The organism is Chthonobacter rhizosphaerae, assembly GCF_013839525.1.
Taxonomy (GTDB): domain Bacteria; phylum Pseudomonadota; class Alphaproteobacteria; order Rhizobiales; family Pleomorphomonadaceae; genus Chthonobacter; species Chthonobacter rhizosphaerae.
Genome location: NZ_JACDIS010000004.1, coordinates 122,283 through 146,555, shown reverse-complemented (window position 1 = coordinate 146,555; position 24,273 = coordinate 122,283). Strand labels below are relative to the sequence as shown.

Annotated in this window: 20 protein-coding genes; 7 read left to right on the top strand and 13 right to left on the bottom strand. The window is 70.5% G+C overall.

Annotated elements, in window-relative coordinates; translation table 11 throughout:
- Nucleotides 1–5: 5 nt before the first annotated feature.
- Nucleotides 6–1,265: a D-amino acid dehydrogenase gene (locus HND91_RS08890; protein WP_210272634.1), complete on the bottom strand. Its 1,260-nt coding sequence runs from the start codon at nt 1,263–1,265 to the stop codon at nt 6–8.
- 244 nt (nt 1,266–1,509) lie between these two features.
- On the opposite strand from HND91_RS08890, the gene HND91_RS08885 reads away from it, so the two are divergent.
- Nucleotides 1,510–3,849 carry a Tex family protein gene (locus tag HND91_RS08885; RefSeq protein ID WP_181706206.1) on the top strand — a complete coding sequence of 780 codons (2,340 nt, stop codon included), beginning with the start codon at nt 1,510–1,512 and terminating at the stop codon, nt 3,847–3,849.
- A gap of 122 nt (nt 3,850–3,971) precedes the next feature.
- Complete coding sequence (locus HND91_RS08880) at nt 3,972–4,637, top strand: methyltransferase family protein (protein ID WP_181706205.1); 666 nt, start codon at nt 3,972–3,974, stop codon at nt 4,635–4,637.
- Nucleotides 4,638–4,836: 199 nt separating this feature from the next.
- On the opposite strand, the gene HND91_RS08875 is transcribed toward HND91_RS08880, so the two are convergent.
- The 5 genes from HND91_RS08875 to HND91_RS08855 form a co-directional block, all read right to left on the bottom strand.
- Nucleotides 4,837–5,511, bottom strand: a complete 675-nt coding sequence (locus HND91_RS08875; protein WP_181706204.1) for an alpha/beta hydrolase — start codon at nt 5,509–5,511, stop codon at nt 4,837–4,839.
- A gap of 54 nt (nt 5,512–5,565) precedes the next feature.
- Nucleotides 5,566–6,537 (bottom strand): ring-cleaving dioxygenase, encoded by a 972-nt coding sequence (locus tag HND91_RS08870; protein WP_181706203.1) that lies wholly within the window; start codon nt 6,535–6,537, stop codon nt 5,566–5,568.
- 108 nt (nt 6,538–6,645) lie between these two features.
- On the bottom strand, nt 6,646–7,323 hold the full coding sequence (locus tag HND91_RS08865; RefSeq protein ID WP_181706202.1) for an endonuclease/exonuclease/phosphatase family protein: 678 nt from the start codon (nt 7,321–7,323) through the stop codon (nt 6,646–6,648).
- Between the two features lie 13 nt (nt 7,324–7,336).
- Nucleotides 7,337–9,445, bottom strand: coding sequence for a VTT domain-containing protein (locus HND91_RS08860; protein WP_181706201.1), 2,109 nt, complete (start codon nt 9,443–9,445; stop codon nt 7,337–7,339).
- A gap of 137 nt (nt 9,446–9,582) precedes the next feature.
- Entirely contained in the window at nt 9,583–10,770 is a 1,188-nt protein-coding gene (locus HND91_RS08855; protein ID WP_181706200.1) for a DNA topoisomerase IB, read from the bottom strand.
- A gap of 296 nt (nt 10,771–11,066) precedes the next feature.
- Here HND91_RS08855 and HND91_RS08850 point away from each other — a divergent pair, with 296 nt between their 5' ends.
- A complete protein-coding gene (locus HND91_RS08850) occupies nt 11,067–11,444 on the top strand; it encodes a response regulator (RefSeq protein ID WP_181706199.1) in 378 nt (125 codons plus the stop codon).
- Between the two features lie 54 nt (nt 11,445–11,498).
- Here HND91_RS08850 and HND91_RS08845 read toward each other — a convergent pair whose 3' ends face one another.
- The 4 genes from HND91_RS08845 to HND91_RS08830 form a co-directional block, all read right to left on the bottom strand.
- Nucleotides 11,499–12,500: an HWE histidine kinase domain-containing protein gene (locus HND91_RS08845; protein WP_181706198.1), complete on the bottom strand. Its 1,002-nt coding sequence runs from the start codon at nt 12,498–12,500 to the stop codon at nt 11,499–11,501.
- 28 nt (nt 12,501–12,528) lie between these two features.
- On the bottom strand, nt 12,529–12,996 hold the full coding sequence (locus HND91_RS08840; RefSeq protein ID WP_181706197.1) for a response regulator: 468 nt from the start codon (nt 12,994–12,996) through the stop codon (nt 12,529–12,531).
- Complete coding sequence (locus tag HND91_RS08835; protein WP_181706196.1) at nt 12,996–15,239, bottom strand: ATP-binding protein; 2,244 nt, start codon at nt 15,237–15,239, stop codon at nt 12,996–12,998. The genes HND91_RS08840 and HND91_RS08835 overlap by 1 nt, the downstream gene beginning before the upstream one ends.
- A gap of 463 nt (nt 15,240–15,702) precedes the next feature.
- Complete coding sequence (locus HND91_RS08830) at nt 15,703–16,059, bottom strand: hypothetical protein (RefSeq protein ID WP_181706195.1); 357 nt, start codon at nt 16,057–16,059, stop codon at nt 15,703–15,705.
- Between the two features lie 152 nt (nt 16,060–16,211).
- Between HND91_RS08830 and HND91_RS08825 the strand changes: the two genes are divergently transcribed.
- From HND91_RS08825 to HND91_RS08815, 3 genes are all read left to right on the top strand, one after another.
- Nucleotides 16,212–16,619: a DUF2177 family protein gene (locus HND91_RS08825; protein ID WP_181706194.1), complete on the top strand. Its 408-nt coding sequence runs from the start codon at nt 16,212–16,214 to the stop codon at nt 16,617–16,619.
- A gap of 154 nt (nt 16,620–16,773) precedes the next feature.
- Nucleotides 16,774–18,009 (top strand): putative DNA modification/repair radical SAM protein, encoded by a 1,236-nt coding sequence (locus tag HND91_RS08820; RefSeq protein WP_181706193.1) that lies wholly within the window; start codon nt 16,774–16,776, stop codon nt 18,007–18,009.
- Nucleotides 18,009–19,451, top strand: a complete 1,443-nt coding sequence (locus tag HND91_RS08815; RefSeq protein ID WP_181706192.1) for a UdgX family uracil-DNA binding protein — start codon at nt 18,009–18,011, stop codon at nt 19,449–19,451. Before HND91_RS08820 ends, HND91_RS08815 begins: the two co-directional genes overlap by 1 nt.
- Nucleotides 19,452–19,465: 14 nt before the next feature.
- On the opposite strand, the gene ligD is transcribed toward HND91_RS08815, so the two are convergent.
- Together ligD and ku are read right to left on the bottom strand one after the other, a co-directional pair.
- Nucleotides 19,466–21,217, bottom strand: a complete 1,752-nt coding sequence (ligD, locus tag HND91_RS08810) for a non-homologous end-joining DNA ligase (protein ID WP_181706191.1) — start codon at nt 21,215–21,217, stop codon at nt 19,466–19,468.
- Nucleotides 21,217–22,368, bottom strand: coding sequence for a non-homologous end joining protein Ku (gene ku / locus HND91_RS08805; protein WP_181706190.1), 1,152 nt, complete (start codon nt 22,366–22,368; stop codon nt 21,217–21,219). The genes ligD and ku overlap by 1 nt, the downstream gene beginning before the upstream one ends.
- A 220-nt stretch (nt 22,369–22,588) precedes the next feature.
- On the opposite strand from ku, the gene HND91_RS08800 reads away from it, so the two are divergent.
- The gene (locus tag HND91_RS08800; protein ID WP_181706189.1) at nt 22,589–23,368 is read left to right on the top strand and encodes an SDR family oxidoreductase; all 780 of its coding nucleotides are present in this window, start codon (nt 22,589–22,591) and stop codon (nt 23,366–23,368) included.
- 31 nt (nt 23,369–23,399) lie between these two features.
- Here HND91_RS08800 and HND91_RS08795 read toward each other — a convergent pair whose 3' ends face one another.
- Nucleotides 23,400–24,065 carry a thermonuclease family protein gene (locus HND91_RS08795; RefSeq protein WP_181706188.1) on the bottom strand — a complete coding sequence of 222 codons (666 nt, stop codon included), beginning with the start codon at nt 24,063–24,065 and terminating at the stop codon, nt 23,400–23,402.
- Nucleotides 24,066–24,273: the final 208 nt, after the last annotated feature.

Here is a 24,273-nt window from a genome sequence, read left to right as displayed (position 1 = left end):
GGACTTCATGCGTACCGGGCGACCGCGAGGTCGTCCGTGGCGATCTCCGGCGTCCGGCCCGTGACGAGGTCGGCCATGACCCGGCCGGAGCCGCAGGCCATGGTCCAGCCGAGCGTGCCGTGCCCGGTGTTGAGGTGGAGGTTGCGATAGCGCGTGCCGCCGATCACCGGCGTCCCGTCCGGCGTCATCGGCCGGAGCCCGGACCAGAAGCTCGCGGCCTTCAGGTCGCCGCCCTCCGGAAAGAGGTCGCCGACGGATTTCTCCAGCGTCGCCCGCCGCTTCGGATCGAGCCGGTCGTTGTAGCCGGAGAGCTCCGCCGTGCCGCCGACGCGGATGCGGTCGCCGAGTCGCGTGATCGCCACCTTGTAGGTCTCGTCCATCACGGTGGAGATGGGCGACAGCTGCGAGTTCGTGATCGGGATGGTCAGCGAGTAGCCCTTCACCGGATAGACCGGCACCCGGATGCCGAGCGTCTTCAGGAGAAGCGGGCTGTAGCTTCCGAGCGCGGCCACGTAGGCGTCCGCCGTCACGCGGCCCGCGGTGGTCTCCACGCCGGTTACCCGGTCGCCGTCGGTGAGAAGCGCCTTCACGCCTGTGCCATAGCGGAACGAGACGCCCCGGTCCGCCGCCATGTGGGCGAGCCGCTGGGTGAACATGTGGCAGTCGCCGGTCTCGTCGGCTGGCAGCCGCAGACCGCCGACCAGGAGATCCTTGACGCGGGCGAGCGCCGGCTCGGCGCCGACGCAGCCGGCGGGATCGAGCACCTCGAAGGGAACGCCCATCTCCTTCAGGACGCGCACGTCCTCGCCGATGCCGTCGAGCTGCTTCTGCGTGCGGAACACCTGCAGGGTGCCGAGCGTGCGCTCGTCGTAGGCGATGCCGGTCTCCGCCCGCAGCGCCTGCAGCATGTCGCGGCTGTAGTTGGCGACGCGCATCATGCGCGTCTTGTTCACGTGGTAGCGGGCCGTTGTGCAGTTGCGCAGCATCTGCAGCATCCAGCGCCACTGGGCCGGGTCGACCTGCGGGCGGATGACGAGGGGGCCGTGCTCCATCATCAGCCACTTCACGGCCTTGGCGGGCACGCCGGGGCCGGCCCAGGGCGTCGAATAGCCGGGGGAGATCTCGCCCGCGTTGGCGTAGGACGTCTCCAGGCCGGCGCCCGGCTGGCGCTCGATCACCGTGACCTCGCAGCCGGCCTTCATCAAGTACCACGCGGTCGTCACGCCGATGACGCCGCCGCCCAGAACCGCGATCTTCACGCCCATACTCCCTCGACACCCGGACCGGCGGGCCCGTGCCCGCCAGCGTGGCCCTTTGTAGCAGCCCGACGGGGCTGCGGATCAACCATCGTGCGCTCCGGCCCGTGGACTGTCGCGCCGATGCGGTTGAGGCGACGCGTCCATGGGCCTATGGTCCCGCCCGACGCAAGTCCCGTGCCTGACGGGATCATGACGAGACCGCCCCCAAGGTCCCGGGAGTTCCCGGGGCGACCGGCCCGAAGAGACGCTGATGACGACCATCGCCCCCGCCGCCGTGAAGACCCGGATCGCCGCCTTGATCGCCGCGGAAATCGGCTGCCGCCCGGCCCAGGTGGATGCCGCCGTGACCCTCCTCGACGAGGGTGCCACGGTGCCGTTCGTGGCCCGCTATCGCAAGGAGGCGACCGGCGGCCTCGACGACACCCAGCTGCGCAAGCTGGAGGAGCGGCTGACCTATCTGCGCGACCTGGAGGCCCGGCGGGCGAGCGTGCTCGCCTCGATCGAGTCCCAGGGCAAGCTCACCGACGATCTCGCCGGCCGGATCGCGGCCGCGGCCACCAAGGCCGAACTGGAGGACCTCTACCTCCCGTTCAAGCCGAAGCGCCGCACGAAGGCCGAGATCGCGCGGGAGAAGGGGCTCGGCCCGCTCGCGGAGGCGCTCCTCGCCGACCGCGGCCTGGTTCCCCAAGAGGCCGCCGCCGCCTATGTGGGCGAGGCCGTGCCGGACGTGAAGGCCGCGCTCGACGGCGCCCGGGACATTCTCACCGAACAGTTCGCCGAGAACGCCGCCCTCGTCGGCGCCCTGCGCGCCGACATGCAGGCGCGGGCCATGCTGCGGTCCAAGGTCGTGGCCGGCAAGGAGGAGGCCGGCGCCAAGTTCTCCGACTATTTCGACCACCGGGAGCGCTGGTCCGCGGTGCCGAGCCACCGGGCGCTCGCCATGCTGCGCGGCCGGAACGAGGAGATCCTCTCCCTCGACCTGGAGATGGACGCGGACGACCCCTCGCCGGTGAAGCCGGTGGAACGGCGCATCCTGGACGCCTACGGGATCGTCGTCCCGGCGAAGCGCCCGGCGGACGCCTTCCTGGCGGACGTGGCCCGCTGGTGCTGGCGGGTGAAGCTGTCGCTCCATCTCTCCGTGGAGCTCATGAACACGCTTCGCGAACGGGCCGAGGAGGAGGCCATCCGGGTCTTCGCCCGCAATCTCAAGGATCTGCTTCTCGCCGCTCCGGCCGGCTCGCGCGCCACCATGGGGCTCGATCCCGGCATCCGCACCGGCGTGAAGGTGGCGGTGGTGGACGGCACCGGCAAGCTTCTCGACACCGCGACGGTCTACCCGTTCCAGCCGCGCAACGACGTGACGGGCGCGCTCGCCGAACTCGCGCGGCTCGTGCGCAAGCACAAGGTGGAGCTGATCGCCATCGGCAACGGCACGGCGAGCCGCGAGACCGACCGGCTCGCGGCCGCGCTCATCCAGGACCTGCCGGCGCCGAAGCCCACCAAGGTGGTGGTCAGCGAGGCCGGCGCCTCGGTCTATTCGGCGTCCGAGACGGCGGCCACGGAATTTCCCGGTCTCGACGTGTCCCTGCGCGGGGCGGTCTCGATCGCCCGCCGGCTGCAGGACCCGCTGGCCGAACTGGTCAAGATCGACCCGAAGGCGATCGGCGTCGGCCAGTATCAGCACGACGTGGACCAGTCCCATCTCGCCAAGGCCCTCGACGCCGTGGTGGAGGACGCCGTGAACGCCGTCGGGGTGGACCTCAACACCGCGTCCGCGCCGCTGCTCGCCCGGGTGTCGGGCCTCGGCGCTTCGCTGGCCGAGGCCATCGTCCGCCATCGTGACGGCGTCGGCCCGTTCCGCACCCGCAAGGCGCTCCTGGAGGTGCCACGCCTCGGCGCCCGCACGTTCGAGCTCGCCGCCGGCTTCCTGCGCATCCCGAACGGCGACGAGCCGCTCGACGCCTCGTCGGTCCATCCGGAGGCCTATGGGCTCGCCAAGAAGATCGTGGCCGCCTGCGGGCGCGACGTGCGCGCGCTGATGGGCGACAGCGCGACCCTGAAGGGCCTCAACCCGGCCGTCTTCGTGGACGAGCGATTCGGCCTGCCGACCGTGCGCGACATCCTCGCCGAACTGGAGAAGCCCGGCCGCGACCCGCGCCCGGAATTCAAGACGGCCACCTTCGCCGAGGGCGTGGAGGAGATCGCGGACCTGAAGCCCGGCATGGTGCTGGAGGGGACCGTCACCAACGTGACCGCCTTCGGGGCGTTCGTCGACATCGGCGTGCACCAGGACGGCCTCGTGCACGTGAGCCAGCTGGCGGACCGGTTCGTCAAGGACCCCCACGCGGTGGTGAAGGCCGGCGACGTGGTCAAGGTCCGGGTGGTGGAGGTGGATGCCAAGCGCAAGCGTATCGCCCTCTCCATGCGCAAGGACGACGGCGCCGCCCGGCCGGCTTCGCGGAGCGACGAGCGGGGCAAGCCGGCGCCCGCAGGCGCCCGCCCGGGCGAACGGCGGGACGATCGCGGCGCCAAGGGCGCGCAGAACAACGCGCTCGCGGCGGCCCTCGCCGCCGCCATGAAGGGCAAGTGACGGCCGGCGACCGGCGCCGCCGGGTGTCGGGGCGATGCAAGCGCGCCGTTAACGGTGTATAGCTACCCTGGTCGGAGGGCGCCGCGATCGGGGTGGCGCGCGTCTGACGATCGGGGTCGGAAATGTCCGGCGACGGCATTCTGAGGGTCTTCCTCGCCTGCTATTTCGGGTACGTGGCGGTGCACTACACCGCGACGCTGCTCGCCCTCAGGATGCGCACCGGCAGTTCCCGGGCCCAGCTCGGCGAGCCCCGGTCTCGAAACGCGGTCCACCAGCGCATCTTCCGCCTGTTCCGGGCCGTCATCCTCCTCGTCTGCGTGATCCGCGTCCCCTTTCCGCAGGTCGACGCGGCGCTCCTGCCGTTTCCTTATCCGGGCGAGGCGGTGGGTCGGTGGCTGGGGTTCGCGATCATGATCTTCGGGCTCGGCCTGGTGGATTTCGCCCACGCCTATCTCGGTCCGGACTGGCGGTCGGGGCTCGCGGGCGGCCCGCCCCGGCGTCTCGTCACCGGCGGACCCTACGCGGCGAGCCGGAACCCCATCTTCGCCGGCATCCTGCTCGGCCAGGCGGGCTTCTTCCTGGTGCTGCCGTCGGCGTTCACTCTTCTTTGTCTCGTCGTGGGCGTCACCGTCATCCTGCGCCAAGTCGCCCTGGAGGAGGAGGCGCTCAAACGCCAGTTCGGACCGGCCTACGACGACTATCGCGCCACCACGCCCCGATGGATCGCCCTGCGGCGGCACGCGTCCCGGAGCGACGCCCACCCGGGCGACCCGTCGGCGGCGCTCTAGAAACGCAGAACTCCCGGCGCCGAGGCGCCGGGAGTTCCGAGCCGGGTGCTCCCGGTTGAGGGAAACCGGGATGGCCGACCTGTGATCCGACGGCCTGTCGGGGAACTGGCCATCGCGTCGGATCATCTGCCGCCTGTTACGTCACGGGACGGCAACCGGTTTTCGTCAGATGATCACGCATGCGTGTGGTCGCCAAGGGTCATCTCGTCGCAACGGCCCGCTCCATGGCGGCGATCAGGCCGGCGGCGAAGCCGATCTCGTCGTCGTTGATCGTGTGGTCCATGCCCGGGTAGATCCGTTCGGTCACCGCGCCCCCGATCTCCGACAGGATGCGCGCGCTGGCGTGCACCCGCTCCACCGGGATGTGGAAGTCCACGTCGCTGCAGCCGAGGAAGACCGGGGTGCCGTCGAGATTGCCGGTTCGGCCCTCGATCTCCTCGTCCGTGCCGATCAGCCCGCCGGAGAAGCCGATCACCGCCCCGTAGCGGCGCGGATTGCGGGCAGCGAACTCCAGCGCCAGGCAGGCGCCCTGGCTGAAGCCGGCGATCGCCATCCGCTCGTAGGGGATCCCGGCCTCGTGGAGCCCGCGGGCGAGGTCGTCCACCACGCCGATCGCCGACGACAGGAAGGGCTCGTTCGCCCGGGTGGGCGCGAGGAAGCGCTGAGGATACCAGACCTGCCCGTTCGCCTCCGGCGCCACGTAGGCGACCGCCTCGCCACCGAGCGGATCGGCGAGCGACAGGATGTCCGGCGCGTTGGCGCCGCGCCCGTGCAGGAGGATCACGGCCGCCGCGGCGTCATCGGGCCGCGGGCCGCGGGCATAGATCCGGATCCCGGCGTGGGGGCCCCGGTCGGGAGTGGTGGTGTCGGTCATGGGCCTCGTCCTCGTCGGTTGGCGGGGCTCGGGCGGGCATCGCGCCCGCCCGCCTCAGAGCGGCTTCAGGTTGCGTTCGATGGCGTCCCGGCGCGGCTCCAGGAAGGGCGGCAGGGCGAGCCGCTCGCCGAGCCTGTCGGCCGGCTCGTCCGCCGCGAAGCCGGGGATGTCCGTCGCGATCTCGAACAGCACCCCGTTCGGCTCCCGGAAGTAGAGCGAGCGGAAGTAGTAGCGCTCCACCTCGCCGCTCGACGGCACGCGGAAGCTCTGGACCCGCTCGGTCCAGGCCCTCAGGCCGTCGTAGTCCGGCGTGCGGAACGCCACGTGATGGACGCCACCGGCGCCTTCGCGCGCGACCGGCGCATCGGGCTCCACGGCCACGTGCAGCTCCGCGGCGGCGCCGCCCGGCCCCATCCGGAACACCACCACGGTGCGGGACGGATCGGCGGGCAGGGCGTAGTCGCGAACCGGCTCCATGTTCATCACGTGCATCAGCACCGCGGCGGTCGGCTTCAGGTCCGGCACGCTCATGGTGATCGGGCCGAGGCCGCGGATCTGGTGCTCCGCCGGCACCGGGCTCTTCTCCCATGGATGCGCCGCGCCGGTGCCGCCGTCGTCGACGAGCGCGAGCCGCTGGCCTTCCGGATCCTCGAAGGTCAGCGTCGCGCGCCCGTCCAGGGTGAGTACGTCGCTGGTCTGAAGGCCCTTGCCGCGCAGGCGGTCGCGCCAGAAGGGGAGGGCGTCGGCCGTCACCCGGAAGGCCGTGCGCACCACCGAATGGGTGCCGCGGCGGGCGGGCGCGGCCGGCCAGTCGAAGAAGGTGATGTCAGACCCGGGCGTCGCGGCGCCGTCCCCGTAGAAGAGATGGTAGGCGCTGGTGTCGTCCTGGTTGACGGTCTTCTTCACCAGGCGCAGGCCGAGCACGTCGGTGTAGAAGCGCAGGTTGCCCGGCGCGTCGGCCGTGATGGCGGTGAGGTGGTGGATGCCCTGGAGGGCCAGGGCGTCGGCAGCGGTCGTGTCGGTCATGGCGTATCGCCTTTCCCGCATGAGGTTTCGTCGCCCCTGCATATCGGGCGCGGCGGCGGTGGGGCAATGCGCCGATCCGGCGCCGCACTGTCTCTGGATCGTGAACGATCAGACGCGGCTCACGTCCGCCACCACGGCGAGATGATCGGACGCCACCCACGGAATGTCGACCGGAACCCGCCGGGCCCTGAGGTCGCCGGTAAGAAAGATGCGATCGAGCGGAAACACCGGGAAGCGCGCCGGGAAGGTGCGTCCCGTGATCATGGACGGGAAATGGGGCGCCATGGCGCGGCCGACCGCCCCCGGCCAGAACCAGTCGTTGAAGTCGCCGAGCGCGATGGTCGGCCCCTCGACCGGCCCCATGGCCTTGAGAAGCCGCCGCACCTGGTCGGAGCGCTCGCCGGCGGTCAGGCCGAAGTGGGTCGAGACCACCCGGACCGGACCCTCCGGCGTTTCCACGGTGGCGTCGATCGCCCGGCGCGGCTCCCGGCGGCGATAGGCGAGGTCGACGACCGCGCTCCTCGACAGCGGCCAGCGGGACAGGATGGCGATGCCGTAGTCGCGCTCCGGGCTGCTCATGGTCCAGGTCTCGAACCGGTGCACGCCCGCCTGTTCGCCGATAAGGTCGAGGAGGTGCACCGGGTCGCTCCAGCGCGGCCGGATGTCCACCTCCTGCACGGCCAGGATGTCCGGCCGCACCGCCCCGATGCACCGGGCGATCCGGTCCGGATCGCGGCGCCCGTCGCAGCCGATGCAGCTGTGGAGGTTCCAGGTCATCACCCGCATGCCGCCACCGGTATCACCGGTTGGAGAAACGGGACAGGAGCTTTTGCAGGCCCCACGAGACGGCGAGCCAGAACAGCGACAGGCCGACCAGGATGGCGATGTCCGTGGACGTCGGATTGGTGGCCACCCGGGCGATCTGGCCGCCGAGCGGCGCGATCACGATGAAGCCGGGCGCAAGGCCGATCAGGGTGCCGATGGCGTAGTCCCGCAGCCGGATGTGGCTCGCCCCCGCCATCAGGTTGACGATCGTGAAGGGGGCCACCGGCATCATCCGGATCGCCGCCACGGCGAAGATGCCCTTGTCGCGGATCTTCCGCCCCACCCGGGCGAACTTGGGCCCGAGGATGTGGTCGATCGTGCCCTTTCCGATCGTGGCGCCGATCGCATAGGTGAGGAGAGCGCTCGCCAGGGTGCCGATGGCCGCGTAGAGCAGCCCGAGGGCGGTGCCGAAGGTCATCGCGGTCACGATGATCGCCACGTTGATCGGGAAGGCGAACAGCCCGAGCACCATGTAGGCGAGGATCACGTAGATCGGCGCCAGCGGATCCCCGTTGAGCTCCTCAGCGGCCGCCCGCAGCGTCGCCACGTCGGTATATTCCTTCAGCGGCGTCACCCGCCACACCAGCACCAGGGCGGCGGTGACGGCGCAGAGCGCCAGAAGGCGGGAATAGCCCGAAAGGGTGCGCCGCACCGGCTTCGGCTCCGCCACGGTGGTGACGATCGCGTCCGCGTCCAGCGGGCGGTCCGGGTCGGCGATTGCCACCACGGCGGCCGGCGCGTCCTGGGCGGCGGCATCGCTGTCGTCGATGGGCGCGAGCCGGCGCTCGGGCGTCTCCAGCCGCTTCATGGCGCCGAGCATGGAGCCCTCCGCCGCGATGGCGGCGGACACCGCCTCCGGCGTCGTGCCGTAGTGCTCGCCGATCAGGGTGTCGCGCAGTCGGGTCACGGTGGCTCTCTCTTCGGGCGTTTCGGCCAGGATCATGAGGTCGAGCTCGGTGTCGGAGCCCATCGACCGGTTGTTGAGGTTCGCCGACCCGACCCGGAGCAGGCGGTCATCCACGATGGTCACCTTGGAATGGACCATCACGTCGGTGCAGGCGCCCCCGAGGCTGACCTCCGGGTGGACGAGCCGAACCCTCCGGGCGACGCCCGCGTCCTCCAGCACCTTCATGAAGGCGAGGCGCCCGCCGCCCATGGTCCGGGACTCCAGCCAGGTCTGGTAGCGCTTCGGCCCGATCAGCAGCACCTCCAGCTCGGGCTGCGCCTGGAGACGGTCCGCCAGCACTTCGGCGACGGCGGTGCAGGTGAGGAACTGGTTCTCTATGTAGACCGTGCGCTCCGCCGTGCGGAGCTGGCTTTCAAACAGGGCCGCGACCTCGCGCACCTCCTCGGCGCCGCCGTGCGCCGGCTCGGTGCGGGCGAACGCCACCTTCACGGCGCGGAAATGGGGCGTCACCGTGTCCGGCCACGCGGTGCCCCGGCGAGCCGTGGCGGCCGGCAGGTCGGCGCAGCGGGCCCGCCGCCAGCGGGCGCGCACCACGTCCGCCACCGCCCGGGCGGCATCGCCCTCCACCAGCATCTGAACGTCGTGGAACGGCCGGTAGGGCTTGTTGGCCGGGTCGACCCTGAGGGCGCATTCGAACGGATGCTCGGGCGTGTCCCAGCGCCGGATCGTCAGGTCGATCCCGCCCGCGAACGCCGTGGTCTCGTCGATCACCACCAGCTTCTGGTGGTGCGACGATCCGAAGGGAATGCAGTCGTCCAGGCAGAACTCGATCTGGTCCGGCGTCGACCAGCCGAGCACGAGCGAGGAGAACATCTCCCGCTCGGCCGCGAACAGCATGGAGAAGTCCCAGAGCAGGATGTGGACCCGCAGGTCCGGCCGATCCTCCACGAGGGCGCTCAGGAAGGCGCCGAGCTGGATCGGATAGCCGTCCGGGGCCGCGCCGGTCGGGCCCACCAGGGGCGTGCGGCTGTCGATGTCCCAGCCGACGATGACGATCTGGCGCTCGGCCTTCAGCATCGCTTCCCGGAGGGCGCCATAGTAGGGCGCGGCGTCGCGGATCACGGTCGCCCGCGTCGCCGTCTCCACCCGCCAAATCCCTCCAAGCGTTTCGCTCACGATCCGCGCACCCGGTTCCGTTGCTGGAATGCCAGGACGACGCGTGACGGGAGAGGCGGGTTCCGGCCGCGCGGTCGCGGGGCCTTCAAAACTGGCTGATCGCGCGACCGATCGGCCGTCTGTCCGGGCGGTTCGCGTCACGGTGCGGTTGCCGCCTCGACCGGTCCGGCCGCCGCCTCGGCCGATCCGGCCGCCGACCGGCGGGCCTTGCGGCGCGGCTTCGCCTCGGCGGCCACCGCTTCCCGGGCGAGGGCCATGCGGGCGGTCAGGAAATCGAGCACCGCCCGCTCGTAGGGCTCCAGGCCGCCCGCCGCATCCGCCTCGGAGGCGGCCTGCTCCTCGATGGCGAGCGCCAGCGCGCCCTCCTCGAAGGCGGTCAGCACCTCCGGGTGCACATAGGACTTGCGGCAGACCGACGGCGTGTTGCCGAGCTTGGCCGAGACGTCCACGATGGCGGCGCGCAGCGCCTTGCGGACGCTCGTCTTCGTCTCGGGCATCTCCGTCCCGGCGAGCGCCAGGGCCGCCTGCACGGTGCCGGCCCAGGTGCGGAAGTCCTTGGCGGTCACGTCCTTGCCGGTGATCTCCTTCAGGTAGGCGTTCACGTCGGAACTGTCGATCGCCTGCAGGGTCCCGTCGTCGTCCACGTACTGGAACAGCCTCTGCCCGGGCAGTTCCTGGCAGGTCCTCAGGATCTTGGCGACGCGCCGGTCGCTCACCTTCAGGCGCCATTCCTTGCCGCTCTTGCCCTTGAAGCAGAAGCGGATCGCCTGGCCCTCCACGGCCACGTGCCGGCAGCGCAGGGTGGTCAGGCCGAAGCTCTTGTTTTCCTTGGCATAGTCCTCGTTGCCAATGCGGATGAGGGTGGTCTCCAGCAGCCGCACCACCGTGGCGAGCAGCTTTTCGCGCGGGAGGCCGCGCTTGCTGAGGTCGGCGAGCGTGCGGGCGCGGATCTCAGGCAGCACGGACGCGAACTCGATCAGGTGCTCGAACTTCACCGCCTCCCGCTGCAGGCTGAAGGTCGGATGGTAGCGGTACTGCTTGCGTCCCTTCTGGTCGCGTCCGGTGGCCTGGAGGTGGCTGTTCGGGTCCAGGCTGATCCAGACGTGCGTCCAGGCCGGCGGGATCACGAGCTTGCGGATCCGCTCCAGCACCGCCTTGTCCCGCACCGTGGCGCCATCCGGCAGCTTGAAGGTGAAGCCCTTGCCGGAGCGCCGCCGCACGATGCCGGGCTCCTCGTCGCTGCCGTAGGTGAGGCCGATCGCCTCCAGGACTTCCGGCGTGCCCGCCTTCTCGACGGCTTCCGGTTCGCGCTCGTTCTGACCCATGCCGGACCTCTCAGGGTCCGGTCATGCCGGACCTCTCCAGGTCCGGTCGATGACCACGCCGGACCTCCAGGACGGGTCAACGACCTCGGGGCCTTGCCGTTCCCGAGCCGCTGCCGTCCGGCCGGGCGGCGGATCGCGTGAAAAATTCTTTGCACCTGCCGAAACCGAATGCCACGGTCGGACGTTAGTGCACGGGCCCGCACGCCCTGCGGGCCCGCACCGCTCATGTTCCAAGTCCAGGACTTCGGGCCAAAGCGCCGGCCAATCACGAGCCGGCCAGCCGGAAAGAGTTATTGATGCAGGGTCTTGCCGGTTCAAGAATTCTCGTCGTTGAAGACGAGGCGCTGATCGCGATGGCGCTCGAGGACATCCTTCTTGATCTCGGCTGCGAGGTGGTCGGACCGGTCTCCACGGTGGCCGCAGCCCTGGAAATGGCCGCGGCCGAACGGCTCGACGGCGCCCTCCTCGACATTAACGTGCGCGGAACGCTGGTCTACCCGGTCGCCGAGGCGCTGATCGCGCGCGGCGTGCCGGTCGTGCTCTGCTCCGGCTACGCCCTCACCTCCGCCATTCCGCCGCCGTACGACAAGCTTCCGCAGATCGCTAAGCCCTACAATCCGAGCGCGCTTCGCGACACCCTGACGACCGTGTTCGCCGGCGGCGCCGCCGCCTGAGCGTCCGGGCCGGCGACCCACGAGAGCGCGGGCGCCGCTCCCGCGCCGCCGGCCTCAGTGCAGGCGCGGCGGCGTCTTCAGCGGCATGCAGAGCTTGCACACGACCCCCGTCTGCCGGAACTCCAGGGTGCTCTCCCCGTCGAACTCGTAGGTGATCGCCCGCTGGATCAGCACCGATCCGAAGCCGCGCTCCCGCGGGGGCGCCACCGGCGGGCCGCCGAACTCCTCCCACGAGAACATCACGCAGGTGCGCTCCTCCCCGCGCTCCTCGTGCCAGCGCACCAGCACGCGCCCGTCCGGCACGCTGAGGGCGCCGAACTTGCACGCGTTGGTGGCGAGCTCGTGGACGATCAGGTTCAGCGTCAGCGCCTGGCCGGGCGGGATGGCGACCGGCTCGCCGACGAGGGTCACCGCGTCCCGGGTCTGGGAGAAGGGGGCGAGCGCCGCGCCGAGGATCTCCTGGATGGAGACGGCGTTCCAGTCCGCCTTGAAGAGCAGCGCGTGCGCCTCCGCCAGGGTCTCGATCCGGCCCATGAAGGCGGGGCGGAACTCCTCAAGGGTGGTGGACTTGGCGAAGGTCTGGTGGGCGATGGCCACCACGGTGGCGAGCGTGTTCTTCACTCGGTGGCTGAGCTCGGCGACGAGCAGGCGCGTGCGTTCCTCCGCGAGGCGCCGCTCCCGCCGGGTCGCCGCCTCCTGGAGGGCGCGGCCGACGGCGGCCGGCAGCCGGTGCATGCGCTGCTTCAGCACGTAGTCGGTGGCGCCACGTTTCAGGGTCTCCGTGGCGGTCTCCTCGCCGAACATGCCGGAGATGAAGATGAAGGGCGTGTCCGGCACCCGCTCGCGCGCCATGTCGAGGGCGGTGAGGCCGTCGAAGGCCGGCAGGGCGTAGTCCGACAGGATCAGGTCGTGCTCGCCGCCCCTCAGGGCGTCGGCGAACTCGTCGCGGGTCACCACCCGCTCGATCAGGCAGTCGAAGGGCGCCTTGGTCAGATGCTCGCCGATCAGTTCGGCGTCGAACGAGCTGTCTTCCAGAAGGAGGATGCGGACCGTCATACGCGTGAACTCTCGACCCTCGCCCGCCTCAACTCTCACGGGGGGCACCTGACAGCCGGTGCGGCGGCGGCTCGTTCAGGATGGCCCAGAACACGCCGATGTCCTGGATGGCTTCCAGGAACGCCTGGAAGCCGACCGGCTTCACCACGAACGCGTTCACGCCGAGCTTGTAGCTGGTCACCAGGTCGCGCTCCTCCCGGGACGAGGTGAGCATCACGACCGGGATCTGCCGCAGGTTCGGATCGTTCTTGATGGCTTCCAGCACCTCCAGGCCGTCGATGCGCGGCAACTTCAGATCGAGGAGAACGACCGCGGGCTCGCCTGTGTTCCGTCCGGCGAAGCTTCCGCGGCTGTGGAGATAGTCGAGCGCCTCCACGCCGTCGCGCACCACGTCGATCTCGTTGGCGAGCTGGCATTTGGCGAGGGCGGCGAGCGTGAGCTCGATGTCCTTCGGGCTGTCCTCCACCAGGAGGATAGGACGGAGCGTGGAGGCCATCAGGCGCTTCCTCCCGACGCCGGTTCGGCCGGCAGCGAGAACGCGAAGATGGCGCCCTTGCCCACCTCGCCCCGCGCCATGGTGCGGCCGCCGTGGCGATCCACGATCCGGCGCACCAGGGCGAGCCCGATGCCGGTGCCCTCGAAGTCCTCGGCCCGGTTCAGGCGCTGGAACACCTGGAAGAGCTTGTCCACATAGGTCATGTCGAAGCCGATTCCATTGTCTTCGATCTCGTAGATGGTTTCGGCGCCCGCCTCGCCGATTTCGCGCCGCCCGCGGATGGCGATGACGGCGGGCTCGCGGCCGCGGGTGTATTTCACCGCGTTGGCGACCAGGTTGAACATCACCTGCCGCACGAGCGACGCGTCGCCCCGGGCCGGCGGCAGGGGCGAGAGGCGCCACTCGATCGGCCGCTGCCCGGTCTCGAACGCGAGCGAGCGCTGGATCTCCAGGACCAGCCGGTCCATGTCGATCCGCACCGGATTGAGCTGCACCCGGCCGAGCTGGGAGAAGTGCAGGAGGTCGTCCACCAGCTTGCCGGCGGTCTGGGCGGATTCGGTGATGCTGGCCAGATAGTGCCGGCCCCGGTCGTCGAGGCCCGCGCCATAGCGCTCGGCCAGGAGTTCGGCATAGCCGACGATGTGGCGGAACGGCGCCCGGAGGTCATGGGAGATGGAGTAGGAGAAGGCTTCCAGCTCCCGGTTGGACCGCTGCAGGTCCTCCGTCAGCGAGGCGAGTTCCTCCGCCCGCTTCAGCACGATTTCCACGACGGCCTGGCGCAGACCGCGCGCCGCGTCGATCTCCGCCGGGGTCCACGGGCGCGCGGTGCCGCGAACGGTCTCCGCCCAGGCCGCGAAGGACTTGCGCGGGCTGATCCGCGTGTCAGGGCCCATCGGCTCGAACTGCTTGTGCGGATTGCCGCCCCAGGTCACGGTGCGCACCACCTCGCTGCGGAACCAGAGGATGTGGCTGGCGTGAACCCGCGACAGCGACACCGCGAGGACGCCGCTCGCCAGATCCGCGAAGGCCTCGCCGCCCGGCATCACCTGGCCGAGCGACGCGGTCTCGAACAGTTCGTCCTCTTCGCCCGCCATCAGCCAAGCGATGATCGCCTGCACCTGCCGGGGCTCCGGGGCGGCGCCCACCAGGGTCACCCGGCCCTCGTGCACGATGGCGGCGCCCTCGGCGCGGGCGACGCCGAGAAGCGCGTCCGGCAGCGACTGGAGCCCGGTCACGAAGTCCGTCGCCGCAGCCATGGCGGAGAGGAGCCGGGCCTGAGCCGCCTGCACGCTCACCCGGTCGGCCGCGTCGCCGTGAACATCCTCGACGGCGATCCGCATGGCCAGGATCTGGGCGATCAGGTCGCACTGGGCCCGGACCGCCGGCGAGACCCGCTTGGGCTCGCGGTTGTGGCAGGAGATCAGCCCCCACAGTCGGCCTTCGCTGAGGATGGACACGGACATGGACGCTGCCGTGCCCATGTTCTGCATGTATTCCACGTGGACGGGCGAGACGCTGCGCAGCACCGAACTGGAGAGGTCGATCGGCTTGTCGAGCCGGCTCACGATCGGTACGGGCCGGTAGCCCGCGTCGGGGATCTGGCGCACGCGGTTGCGGCGGTAGAGATCCCGCGCCTGGGCCGGTATGTCCGAGGCCGGAAAGCGAAGGTCCATGTAGGACGGCAGCGCCTCGTTGCGCGCCTCGGCCAGCACCGTGCCCGACCAGGTCTCGTCGAACCGGTAGATCAGCACCCGGTCGAATCCGGAGAGATCGAGGATGACCCGCGCCACGTCGTCGAAGAGCTCGCCCGTGCGCCGGGCGAGCTGCATGCGGCCGACGAGGGCCGCCACCGGTTCGTGGCGAAGATCCGGCCCGGCCGGCTCGGGCGGCCCGTCCAGCAGCTCCAGCTCCAGGATGGTGACGTCGCCGCTCCGGTGGGCGAGAGCGTCGAACGTCCGGTCGTTCAGGCTGACCGGCCCGAGGCGGACGGCCCGGTCGAACGGCTGCGGGCCGACGACCGCGTCGAGGTGCGCCGGGTCGAGCCCGGTCACCACGGCCTCGATCGGGCGGCCGAGGGCGGTTTCCGCCGGGCCGCCGAGGAGAAGGTCCGCGTTGGCGCTCGCCGCCTCGACGACGCGGTCCGCCGACAGGGCGAACAGCACGCCGTGCGGCTGGATCGATCCCGGCACGTGGATCGGCTCCCGGTCGCAGGCGGTCAGGTCGGGGCGGGGGTCGGCCGGCACGGGCGGTCTCCCTTCGTTGCTTCCGGGTGGGACAAATAGCCGGCGCCGAAAAAAGTGCGCACCGTGCAGGTCACGTTCCCGTCAACGGCCGCTCCGAAGGCGCGCGTCGCCGTCCGGAGGAGGGCGCTGCCGCCCGGCCGCCGAATCGTCGCCGGGGTGCCGAGCCGTCCCGAACCGGGCGGCGACCGGCCTGGACCGGCCGCGCGCTCCCCTTGCCGACGGTGCGAACCGCCGAGAACCACCGCGGCTCCTAGCGCCGACCGCGACCGGCCGACGAGGCGCGCCGCAGCGCCGTCCTGAACGAGTGAACAGTTGCATGACATCTTCATACGAAGATTCACGAGGCTGGTCCGGAAGGCAAGGGGGTGCGAAGCTGGCGCGGAGCGACGAGCGCCCGGCTCGCCGGACAGTCAGGTCGCCTGGTCGGCCGCGAACGGGCGCGGACGCGCCGCGGTCCTCGTCGTCAGCGCCGGCTCTTCGCCCGGGACAGCCTGCGGGCATTCGCCGCCACGGCCTTGTAGCCGGGCGCCGTCGCGGCCTCGGTGATGCGCAGCATCTCGATCGGCAGCGCCTCCGCGGCCACCATGCCGGCCGCCATCATCATGCCCATGCGCTGCGTCGCGAGGCCGGCCGCGATGGTGCCGTTCATCGCCGCCTCCACCTTCTCCGACCAGGCCCGCTCCCATTCCTTCATGGAGGAGGCGGTCGGCGCCGCGAACAGGATGGGCATGCGGAACCAGAGAGTCGTGGCGACGTCGAAGGCGGCGGTGGCGGACGAGTGGGCGGACCGGCTCATGGCTCTGTAGGTCTTCGTGTTCATGTCCAATTCCTTCGATGCCGGCCCGCGCGTGAACCGGATGCGCCGTCTCGACCGTAGGACAGGTGAACGCCTGGACGACCCAAGCGTTGCAGCGCCCTTGGTCGTACCGGTCCCGCCGAGCGGGCGACCATCCTGGAGAAGGTTCGATCGCCGTGCGCCCCGCTCTCATCCGCTATGTGTCTGTCCTCGTCGTGTTCCTGGCGTTCGATGCGGTCTGGCTCACCCTGGCGGCGGAGCCGCTCTACCGGGCGGAACTCGGCCCGCTCCTCAAGGAAACATTCAACCTGCCGGTGGCTGTCGGCTTCTATGCCTTCTTCGCGGCTTCCGTCGTGGTCTTCGCGGTCAGGCCGGCCGTCGCGTCCGGCCGCTCGCGCACGGCCTTCGGCTACGGAGCGCTCCTCGGCGCCACCGCCTACGGCACCTACGACCTCACCAACCTGGCGACGCTCGCCGGCTACAGCGCGACGGTCGCGGTCGTGGACATGACCTGGGGAACCCTGGTGACCGGCACGTCCGCGGCGCTTGGCTATCGACTCGCCCGCTGGGCCAAGGCCGCCTGACCGGCCTCGTCCGGTCCCGGCCCGTCCGGCCCGCTCCTCGGCGCGTCATCCGCCCGGCAGGCGGGCCGACGAAAGCTGGCCCGCGCCCTTGTCGCCGGGTCGGGTGGACCCTAGAACATATGTACAAAACAGGAACAAGCTCAAGCGCTGCCGCATGCCCGCCAAGACACTCGTGGAAAAGCTCGCCGTCCTCGCCGATGCCGCCAAGTACGATGCCTCCTGCGCGTCGTCGGGCAGCGAGAAGCGCAAATCCGGCAAGGGGACCGGCATCGGCTCGACAGAGGGCATGGGCATCTGCCACGCCTATGCGCCGGACGGCCGCTGCATCTCTCTCCTGAAGATCCTTCTCACGAACTTCTGCGTCTTCGACTGCGCCTACTGCGTGAACCGGTCGTCTTCCAATGTGGAGCGCGCTCGCTTCTCCGTGGACGAGGTGGTCCAGCTCACGCTCGACTTCTACAAGCGCAACTACATCGAGGGCCTGTTCCTGTCCTCCGGCATCATCCGGGACACGGACTACACCATGGAGCAGATGGTCGAGGTGGCGGCGGCGCTGCGGACGGTCCACGACTTCCGCGGCTACATCCACCTGAAGGCGATCCCCGGCGCCAGCCAGGACCTGATCGAGCGGGCCGGCCTCCACGCCGACCGGGTATCGGTCAACGTGGAACTGCCGAGCGACGACAGCGTCGTGCGCCTCGCTCCGGAGAAGCGCCCCGCCGACATCCGCCGCGCCATGGGCGGCCTCAGGACGCGGATCGAGGCCAACAAGGACCTGGAAAGCACGCGCGCCAGGGTGCGCAAGTTCGCCCCGGCCGGCCAGTCGACCCAGATGATCATCGGCGCCGACGCCACCACCGATGCCGCCATCCTGGACCGGTCGGCCATGCTCTACGGCAGCTACGCCCTGAAGCGCGTCTACTATTCGGCCTTCAGCCCGATCCCGGACGCCACCAGCGTCCTCCCGCTTCTGAAGCCGCCCCTGATGCGCGAGCACCGGCTCTACCAGGCCGACTGGCTGATGCGCTTCTACGGCTTCGACCGCCGGGAGATCGTCGAGGGACGGACCGACGGCATGCTGGACCTCGACATCGACCCCAAGCTCGCCTGGGCGCTGCGGGCCCGCGAGCGCTTTCCGGTCGACGTCAACACGGCGGACCGGGAAAGCCTGCTCCGGGTGCCGGGCCTCGGCGTGAAATCCGTGGACCGGCTCCTCTCCTCGCGCCGCCACACGCGCCTCCGGCTCGCCGACCTCGGCCGGCTGGTGAAGTCGCTGGACGCGGTGAGGCCCTTCGTGGTCGCCGCCGACTGGCACCCTGGGACCAGCCTGGACCGGCTCGACCTGAAGGCCCGGCTCGCGCCCGAGCCCCGGCAGCTGTCGCTCTTCTGATGTACACCGTCGACCTCGCCCACGAGACCGACTTCGCCGGCTTCCGGACCGCCGCCCGGCGGCTCGTCGCCCACGGAGTGAAGCCGGATGCGGTGGTCTGGCGCACCGGCGGCGGGACGGACGACCTCTTCGCCGCCCGTCAGGACCTGCCGCCGCCGACTGTGGCGGAGACAGAGGTGCGGGTTCCGCGCGCCTTCGTGCCGCTCGCGGAGGCGGTGATCTGCCATTCCGCGCCGGAACGACTGTCGCTACTCTACCGAATACTGTACCGCTTCCTCTCCGAGCCCCGGCTCCTGGAGATCGCCTCCGACCCGGACGTGGCGATCGCCCGGCGGATGGAGAAGAGCGTCGGGCGGGACGTGCACAAGATGCACGCCTTCGTGCGGTTCCGCGAACTCGCCACGCCGGACGGGCCGCACTTCATCGCCTGGTTCGAGCCGGAACACTTCATCGAGGAACGCGCCGCCGGCTTCTTCGCCCGCCGCTTCGCGCCCATGCGCTGGTCCATCCTGACGCCGCGCCGGTCGATCCACTGGGACCTGGAAAGCCTCGCATTCGGGCCGGGCGCCCGCCGCGAGGACGCGCCGGCGGACGATGCCGCCGAGGCGCTTTGGCTCACCTATTTCGCCAGCATCTTCAATCCGGCCAGGCTGAAGGTGAAGGCCATGACTGCCGAGATGCCCAGGAAATACTGGCGGAACCTCCCGGAGGCCGCGCTCATTCCGGACCTGATCGCCGGCGCGGAGGCGCGGGTGCAGTCCATGATCGCTGCCCCGCCGACCGAAGCCCCGGCGCACCATCACCGGCTTCGGGCGCGAGGAGAGACCCTGATGGAGACCGCCGCCGAGACCGACATCGCCCGCCTCCGGGCCGAGGCGGACGGCTGCCGCCGCTGCCCGCTCTGGGCGGGAGCCACCCAGACCGTGTTCGGGGAAGGGCCGGACACCGCCCAGGTCGTCTTCGTGGGCGAGCAGCCCGGCGACAAGGAGGACCTGGCCGGCCGTCCCTTCGTCGGCCCGGCCGGTCAGGTGTTCGACGAGGCGGTGGCGGAGGCCGGCATCGACCGGACGCTCTACTACGTCACCAATGCGGTCAAGCACTTCAAGAACGAGCCGAGGGGCAAGCGGCGCATCCACAAGAAGCCGAACGGCGCGGAGATCGAGGCCTGCCGCTGGTGGCTCGCCCAGGAACTGCAGATCATCAAGCCCAAGCTCATCGTGGCCCTCGGCGGCACGGCGCTCCAGTCCCTGCTGGACCGGCCGGTGAAGATCACCGAACTGCGCGGCCAGTTCCTGGAGTTCCAGGACGACACCACCGTCTTCCCGACGGTGCACCCGTCCTATCTCCTGCGCCTGCCGGACCCGGACCTGAAGGCCCGGGAGCGGCAGCGGTTCGTGGACGACCTGAAGCGGGTCGCCGAGCGGATCGGCGTCCTCGCCTGAAAGCCCTTTGTTCTTCAGCGGCTTGACAAACTCTTCAGGAACTTCAGCGCCTCGGCGTCGATCCGCTGGCGGACGGCGAAGAAGTCGTCCCACGGGTCGGGCCGGGCGATCGCGGCCTTGAGGTCGAACTGGTTGGCAGCCTTGAGCTTTTCGACCTCGTCCCAGCCCAGCGGCACCGCCGCGGAGGCGTTGGCGCGGGCCCGGAGCGACCAGGGCACGATGGCGGTCGAATAGGGCCGATTGCGCAGCCAGTCGATGAAGATGCGGCCGGACCGGCGCGCCTTGCTGGCGACTGCCACGTAGCGCTTCGGCTCGGCCCTGGCGAGGCCCTTGGCGACGCCGCCGCTGAAATCGCCAATGTCGTCAAGCGTTTGGGTCCGGTCGAGAGGCACCACCACATGCAGGCCCTTGCCGCCGCTGGCGAGCACGTAGCTCTTCAGGTCGACCGCCTTCAGCACCTCCCGGATCGCGAAGGCGGCCTCCTTGACGGCGGAAAAGCCCAGGTCCTCGTCGGGGTCGAAGTCGAACACCATCCGGTCGGGGGCGTTCAGATCCGGCAGCCTGGCGTTCCAGCCGTGGAACTCGATGACACCGAATTGCGCCGCCGTCACAAGGCCTTCGGCGGATTCGACGACCAGGTAGTCGTCGTGCCGGCCCTGCGGGTCGGGCGTCCGGGCGACGCCCTTCTTCATGCCGGGCAGGGGATGGCGCTGGAAGAAGGTCTCGCCGGCGAGGCCCTCCGGCGCGCGCAGGAAACTGACCGGCCGGCCGTCCAGGTGCCGCATGATCCGGTCCGCGACCGCCACATAGTATTCGGTGACGTCCTTCTTCGTATAACCGGCTTCCGGGAAGACGACCCGTTCCGGATGGGTGATCCGGGCGGCGAGGATCGGCGCTTCCGCCGTGGCGGACGAAGACGTGCGGCGGGTCGGTGCCGGCTTCGACTTGGACGTTTTGGCGCTCTTCTTGTCGGTCGTCCTGCCGCTCGTGCCGTCGTCCGATAACGCGTCGTCGCCGACGTCGCTCGGGGCTTTGTTCGAAGTCGCTGGTTTCGTTGCGGTTTTCGGGCCGGCGGCCTTGGCCCGATGGGGGCGTGTCGTCGGGGGCGGGGCTTCGGCCTTCGCCGCCTCGGCGGCCCGGTCGGCGGCGAAAGAGTGAGGCGTTTCCTCGGCTTCGATCTCCTCCCGGGTGCGCCCGGTCAGGATCGACGTGTGGTGCCGTGTGGGCAGGTCGTCGCCGACACGGTCCACATAGGGGTCCTTCTCCTTGATCAGCAGCCAGTTCTCGCGGCCCTTCTCCACGTTCATGCGGACAAGCACCCATGCACCCTGCATGCGTTCGCCGAGAAGGACGAACTTCAACTCCCCTTTCTGGAGGGCGGCGGCCGGGTCGTCGGCCATGGGCGCCCAGACGCCCCGGTCCCACACCATGACGGTGCCGCCGCCATATTCGCCTTTCGGGATGGTCCCCTCGAAGTCCGCGTAGGAGAGCGGGTGGTCCTCGGTGCGGACCGCCAGCCGGCGCACGGACGGGTCGAGGCTCGGACCCTTGGCGACCGCGAAGGAGACGAGAACGCCGTCGAGCTCCAGGCGGAAGTCGAAATGCTCCCGCCGCGCCCAGTGGTGCTGAACGACGAAGAGGCCCTTGCCGACGGTGCCGCCGTCGGCCGGCTCGGCGGTGCGGGAGAAGTCCCGCTTGGCCCGGTAGGCGGCAAGGCTGTCGCCGCCCTTGGCGGTCGCCGGCTCGACGCGCGGGGAGGGCGCCATCAGCCGGCCCTCCGGCGCTTGGGCGCCGGCGCGTCATCGGCGCCGGCCGCCGCTCCCTTGGACCGCGCGGGCTTGGCGGCGGGCTTGGGAGACGCCTCGGGAGCCGGCTTCGCGCGGCGGGCCGTCTTCGGCTCGGCGGGCTCGGAGCGGGACGGCTGGTCGTTCGCCGCGGCGGCCGTCCTGGCGCGCGCCTTGGAGGCAGGCGCCGTCTGCGCCGCCTTGGAGGCAGGGGTCTTGGAAGCAGGCGCCTTGGCGGGAGCGGGCTCGGCCTTCCGGCCGGTCCCGCGCGCGCGGGCCGCCGGAGCCTTCGCGGCGGGCGCTCGCTCCTCCTCCTTGCGGGCGGTGGACGGACCGGCGCCGGAGCCCTCCTTGGCGACCGAGCGGCGGAGCGCCTCCATGAAGTCGACCACGGTCGACGGGCCCTCGGCCTCCTCCTCGCCGACGGCGACCGATTTTCCGCTCTTGATCTTGCGGTCGACCAGTTCGCGCAGCGCCTGGGCGTAGTGGTTCTCGAAGGCGGACGGATCGAACCGCTCGGACTTCCGGTCGATCAGGTCCTTGGCCATCTCCAGGAGGTCGCCCCGGAGCTTCTGGCGGCCGATGTCGGCGAACACCTCGTCGGCCTCCTTCACCTCCTCGTCGTAGCGCAGGGTCTCCAGGAGGAGGCCGTCGCCGGCCGGGTGGATGGTGACCAGGTTCTCCCGGCCGCGCACGGATTGCTGGCCGATGCCGACCCTGCCCATCTCCCGGAGCGCGTCCCGGATGGTGCGGTAGCCCTCCTCGGCGACGTCGCCGTCCGGGAGGAGGTAATAGGGCTTCTCGAAATAGAGGGGGTCGATCTCGCAGGCTTCCACGAACTGGGTGAGCTCGATGGTGTGCCGGCTCTCGATCTTCACCGAATCCAGCTCCTCGTCCTCCAGGAGCACGTAGTGGCCGGGCTCCACCTCGTAGCCGCGGACGATATCCTCCTTGGCCACCTCGCCCTTGCCGGGAACGACCTTCTGGTAGCGGATCCGCTGGTTCGTCTTCCGGTCGATCTGGTGGAAGTGGATCTCGTTCGCCGCGCGGGTGGCGGTGACCATCTTGACCGGGATGGTGACGAGGGAGAGGCGCAGGAAGCCTTTCCACATGGTGCGGAATTTCTCGGCCATCGTCAGGACCCTTCCCTCGACACAACCGGCGCCACCCTAAGCGGGCCGGGACTCTTCCAGGATGCGGACTCGAACGAGGCGCGGCCGTTCCGGTTCCGTGGTCCGGCCAAAGGCTCAGCCTGGCGTGTGGCGGCTGCAGGCGCACGCCTCGCGAGCGGCCGGGAACAGGGAGCCGGCGAGCGGGTTCCCCGGCGGTCCCCCAACGGATCAGGAGCCTCCCATGGAACTCGTCGGCAAGGTCGCACTCGTCACGGGCGGCGGGTCCGGAATCGGACGGGCGAGCGCCCGCGCGCTCGCCGCGGCGGGTGCCGTGGTGGGCGTGCTCGGCCATGGGGAGGAGCAGCTTCGCGAGGCGGTGGCCGAGATCGAGGCGGACGGCGGACGGGCCGTCGCGCTTCTCGCCGACGTGACGGACGAGGCCGCCATGCGGACGGCGGTGCAGCAGCTGGTGGATCAGGCCGGGCGGCTCGACGTGGTGTTCGCCAACGCCGGCATCAACGGCGTTTGGGCGCCGATCGACGACCTGACGCCGCAGGAATGGGACCGGACCATCGCGGTGAACCTGCGCGGCACCTACCTGACGCTCCATTGCGCCGTGCCGTACCTGAAGCGGAACGGCGGCTCGATCATCATCACGTCGTCGATCAACGGCACCCGCACCTTCTCCAACCCGGGCACCATCGCCTATGCGGCCACCAAGGCCGGACAGGTGGCGATGGCGCAGATTCTGGCGCTGGAACTCGCCAAGCACCGGATCCGGGTGAACGTGGTCTGCCCGGGCGCGATCGGGACCGAGATCTCCGACAACACGTCGCAGCGGAACCTGGAGGAGGCGGAGGTGAAGGTGGACTATCCGGAGGGCGAGATCCCGCTCACCGGCGGCGAGAAGGGGGCCGCCGAGGAGGTGGCCGACCTGGTGCTCTTCCTCGCCTCGGACCGTTCCCGCCACATCACCGGCACGCCGATCTGGATCGACGGCGGCGAGTCGCTGATCGTGTGATCCGGTTCCGCCGTTCGCGACCGGGCGGCGCTCAGCCGCCCCAGTCCGGCGCGCGCCAGCCGGCGGCGATCGCCTCGTCCTCGGAGCAGAACCAGCGCTCGCCCTTGTCGACGCTGACCTTGGTCTTCTCGTACCAGGGGCTCCAGGGCGCGTGGTAGATGCGGCCCTTGTCGGACACATTGCCCTTGATGGGACAGTTGGCCGGCGCGGCGCCGGCCGCCGTGTCCCACCGGTGGGCGCGATAGTCCCAGGCCGTCTCGGTCGGCGCCTGCCAGATGCCCCGCCGGGCGGCCCTGGCCCTGTCCTCCGCCGCCGCGTAATCGTCCGAATAGCGGCGGAACGCCCAGGCGGCGCCGGAGTCCACCATCAGCCGGTTGATCTCCTTGCCGCCGGCGACGCAGACCGCGAGGGTGCGTCCGTAGGCGTCGCTGCCCCGGTCGTCGCACGTGACCGAGCGCCCCTTCACGAGACTTTCCAGCGTGCGAACGGCGGCCTTGCCGCAGCTCCACCGCCCCCCGTTCGCCGCCGCGCAGGACTGCCCGGCTTCCGGCGCGTCGATGCCGTGGAGGCGCACGGTGGCGCGGCCGATCCGGATCGTGTCGCCGTCCACCACCCGGACGGCCTCCGTCGCTCCGGAGGGCGTGAGGCAGGCAAGAAAAGCCGCGCAGGCGAGCGGCACGAGGAATTCGGACGTCATGGCACCCTCCCGGGGCGGATCTCACCGAATCACCCCAGGATATATCATGACGGAACTATGCGCTTAAAGATTGTCCGAGAAGTTAACGCAATCTTAAGAAGAGGCCTTGCCCCGCCGTGGGCCGGTGGACGAAGCTGAGTGGTCCGCCGGTTGCAGAAAGGCCACAAAGACCGCACATGCGGGCAGGAGGAGGCGCCCGCCCGTCGCG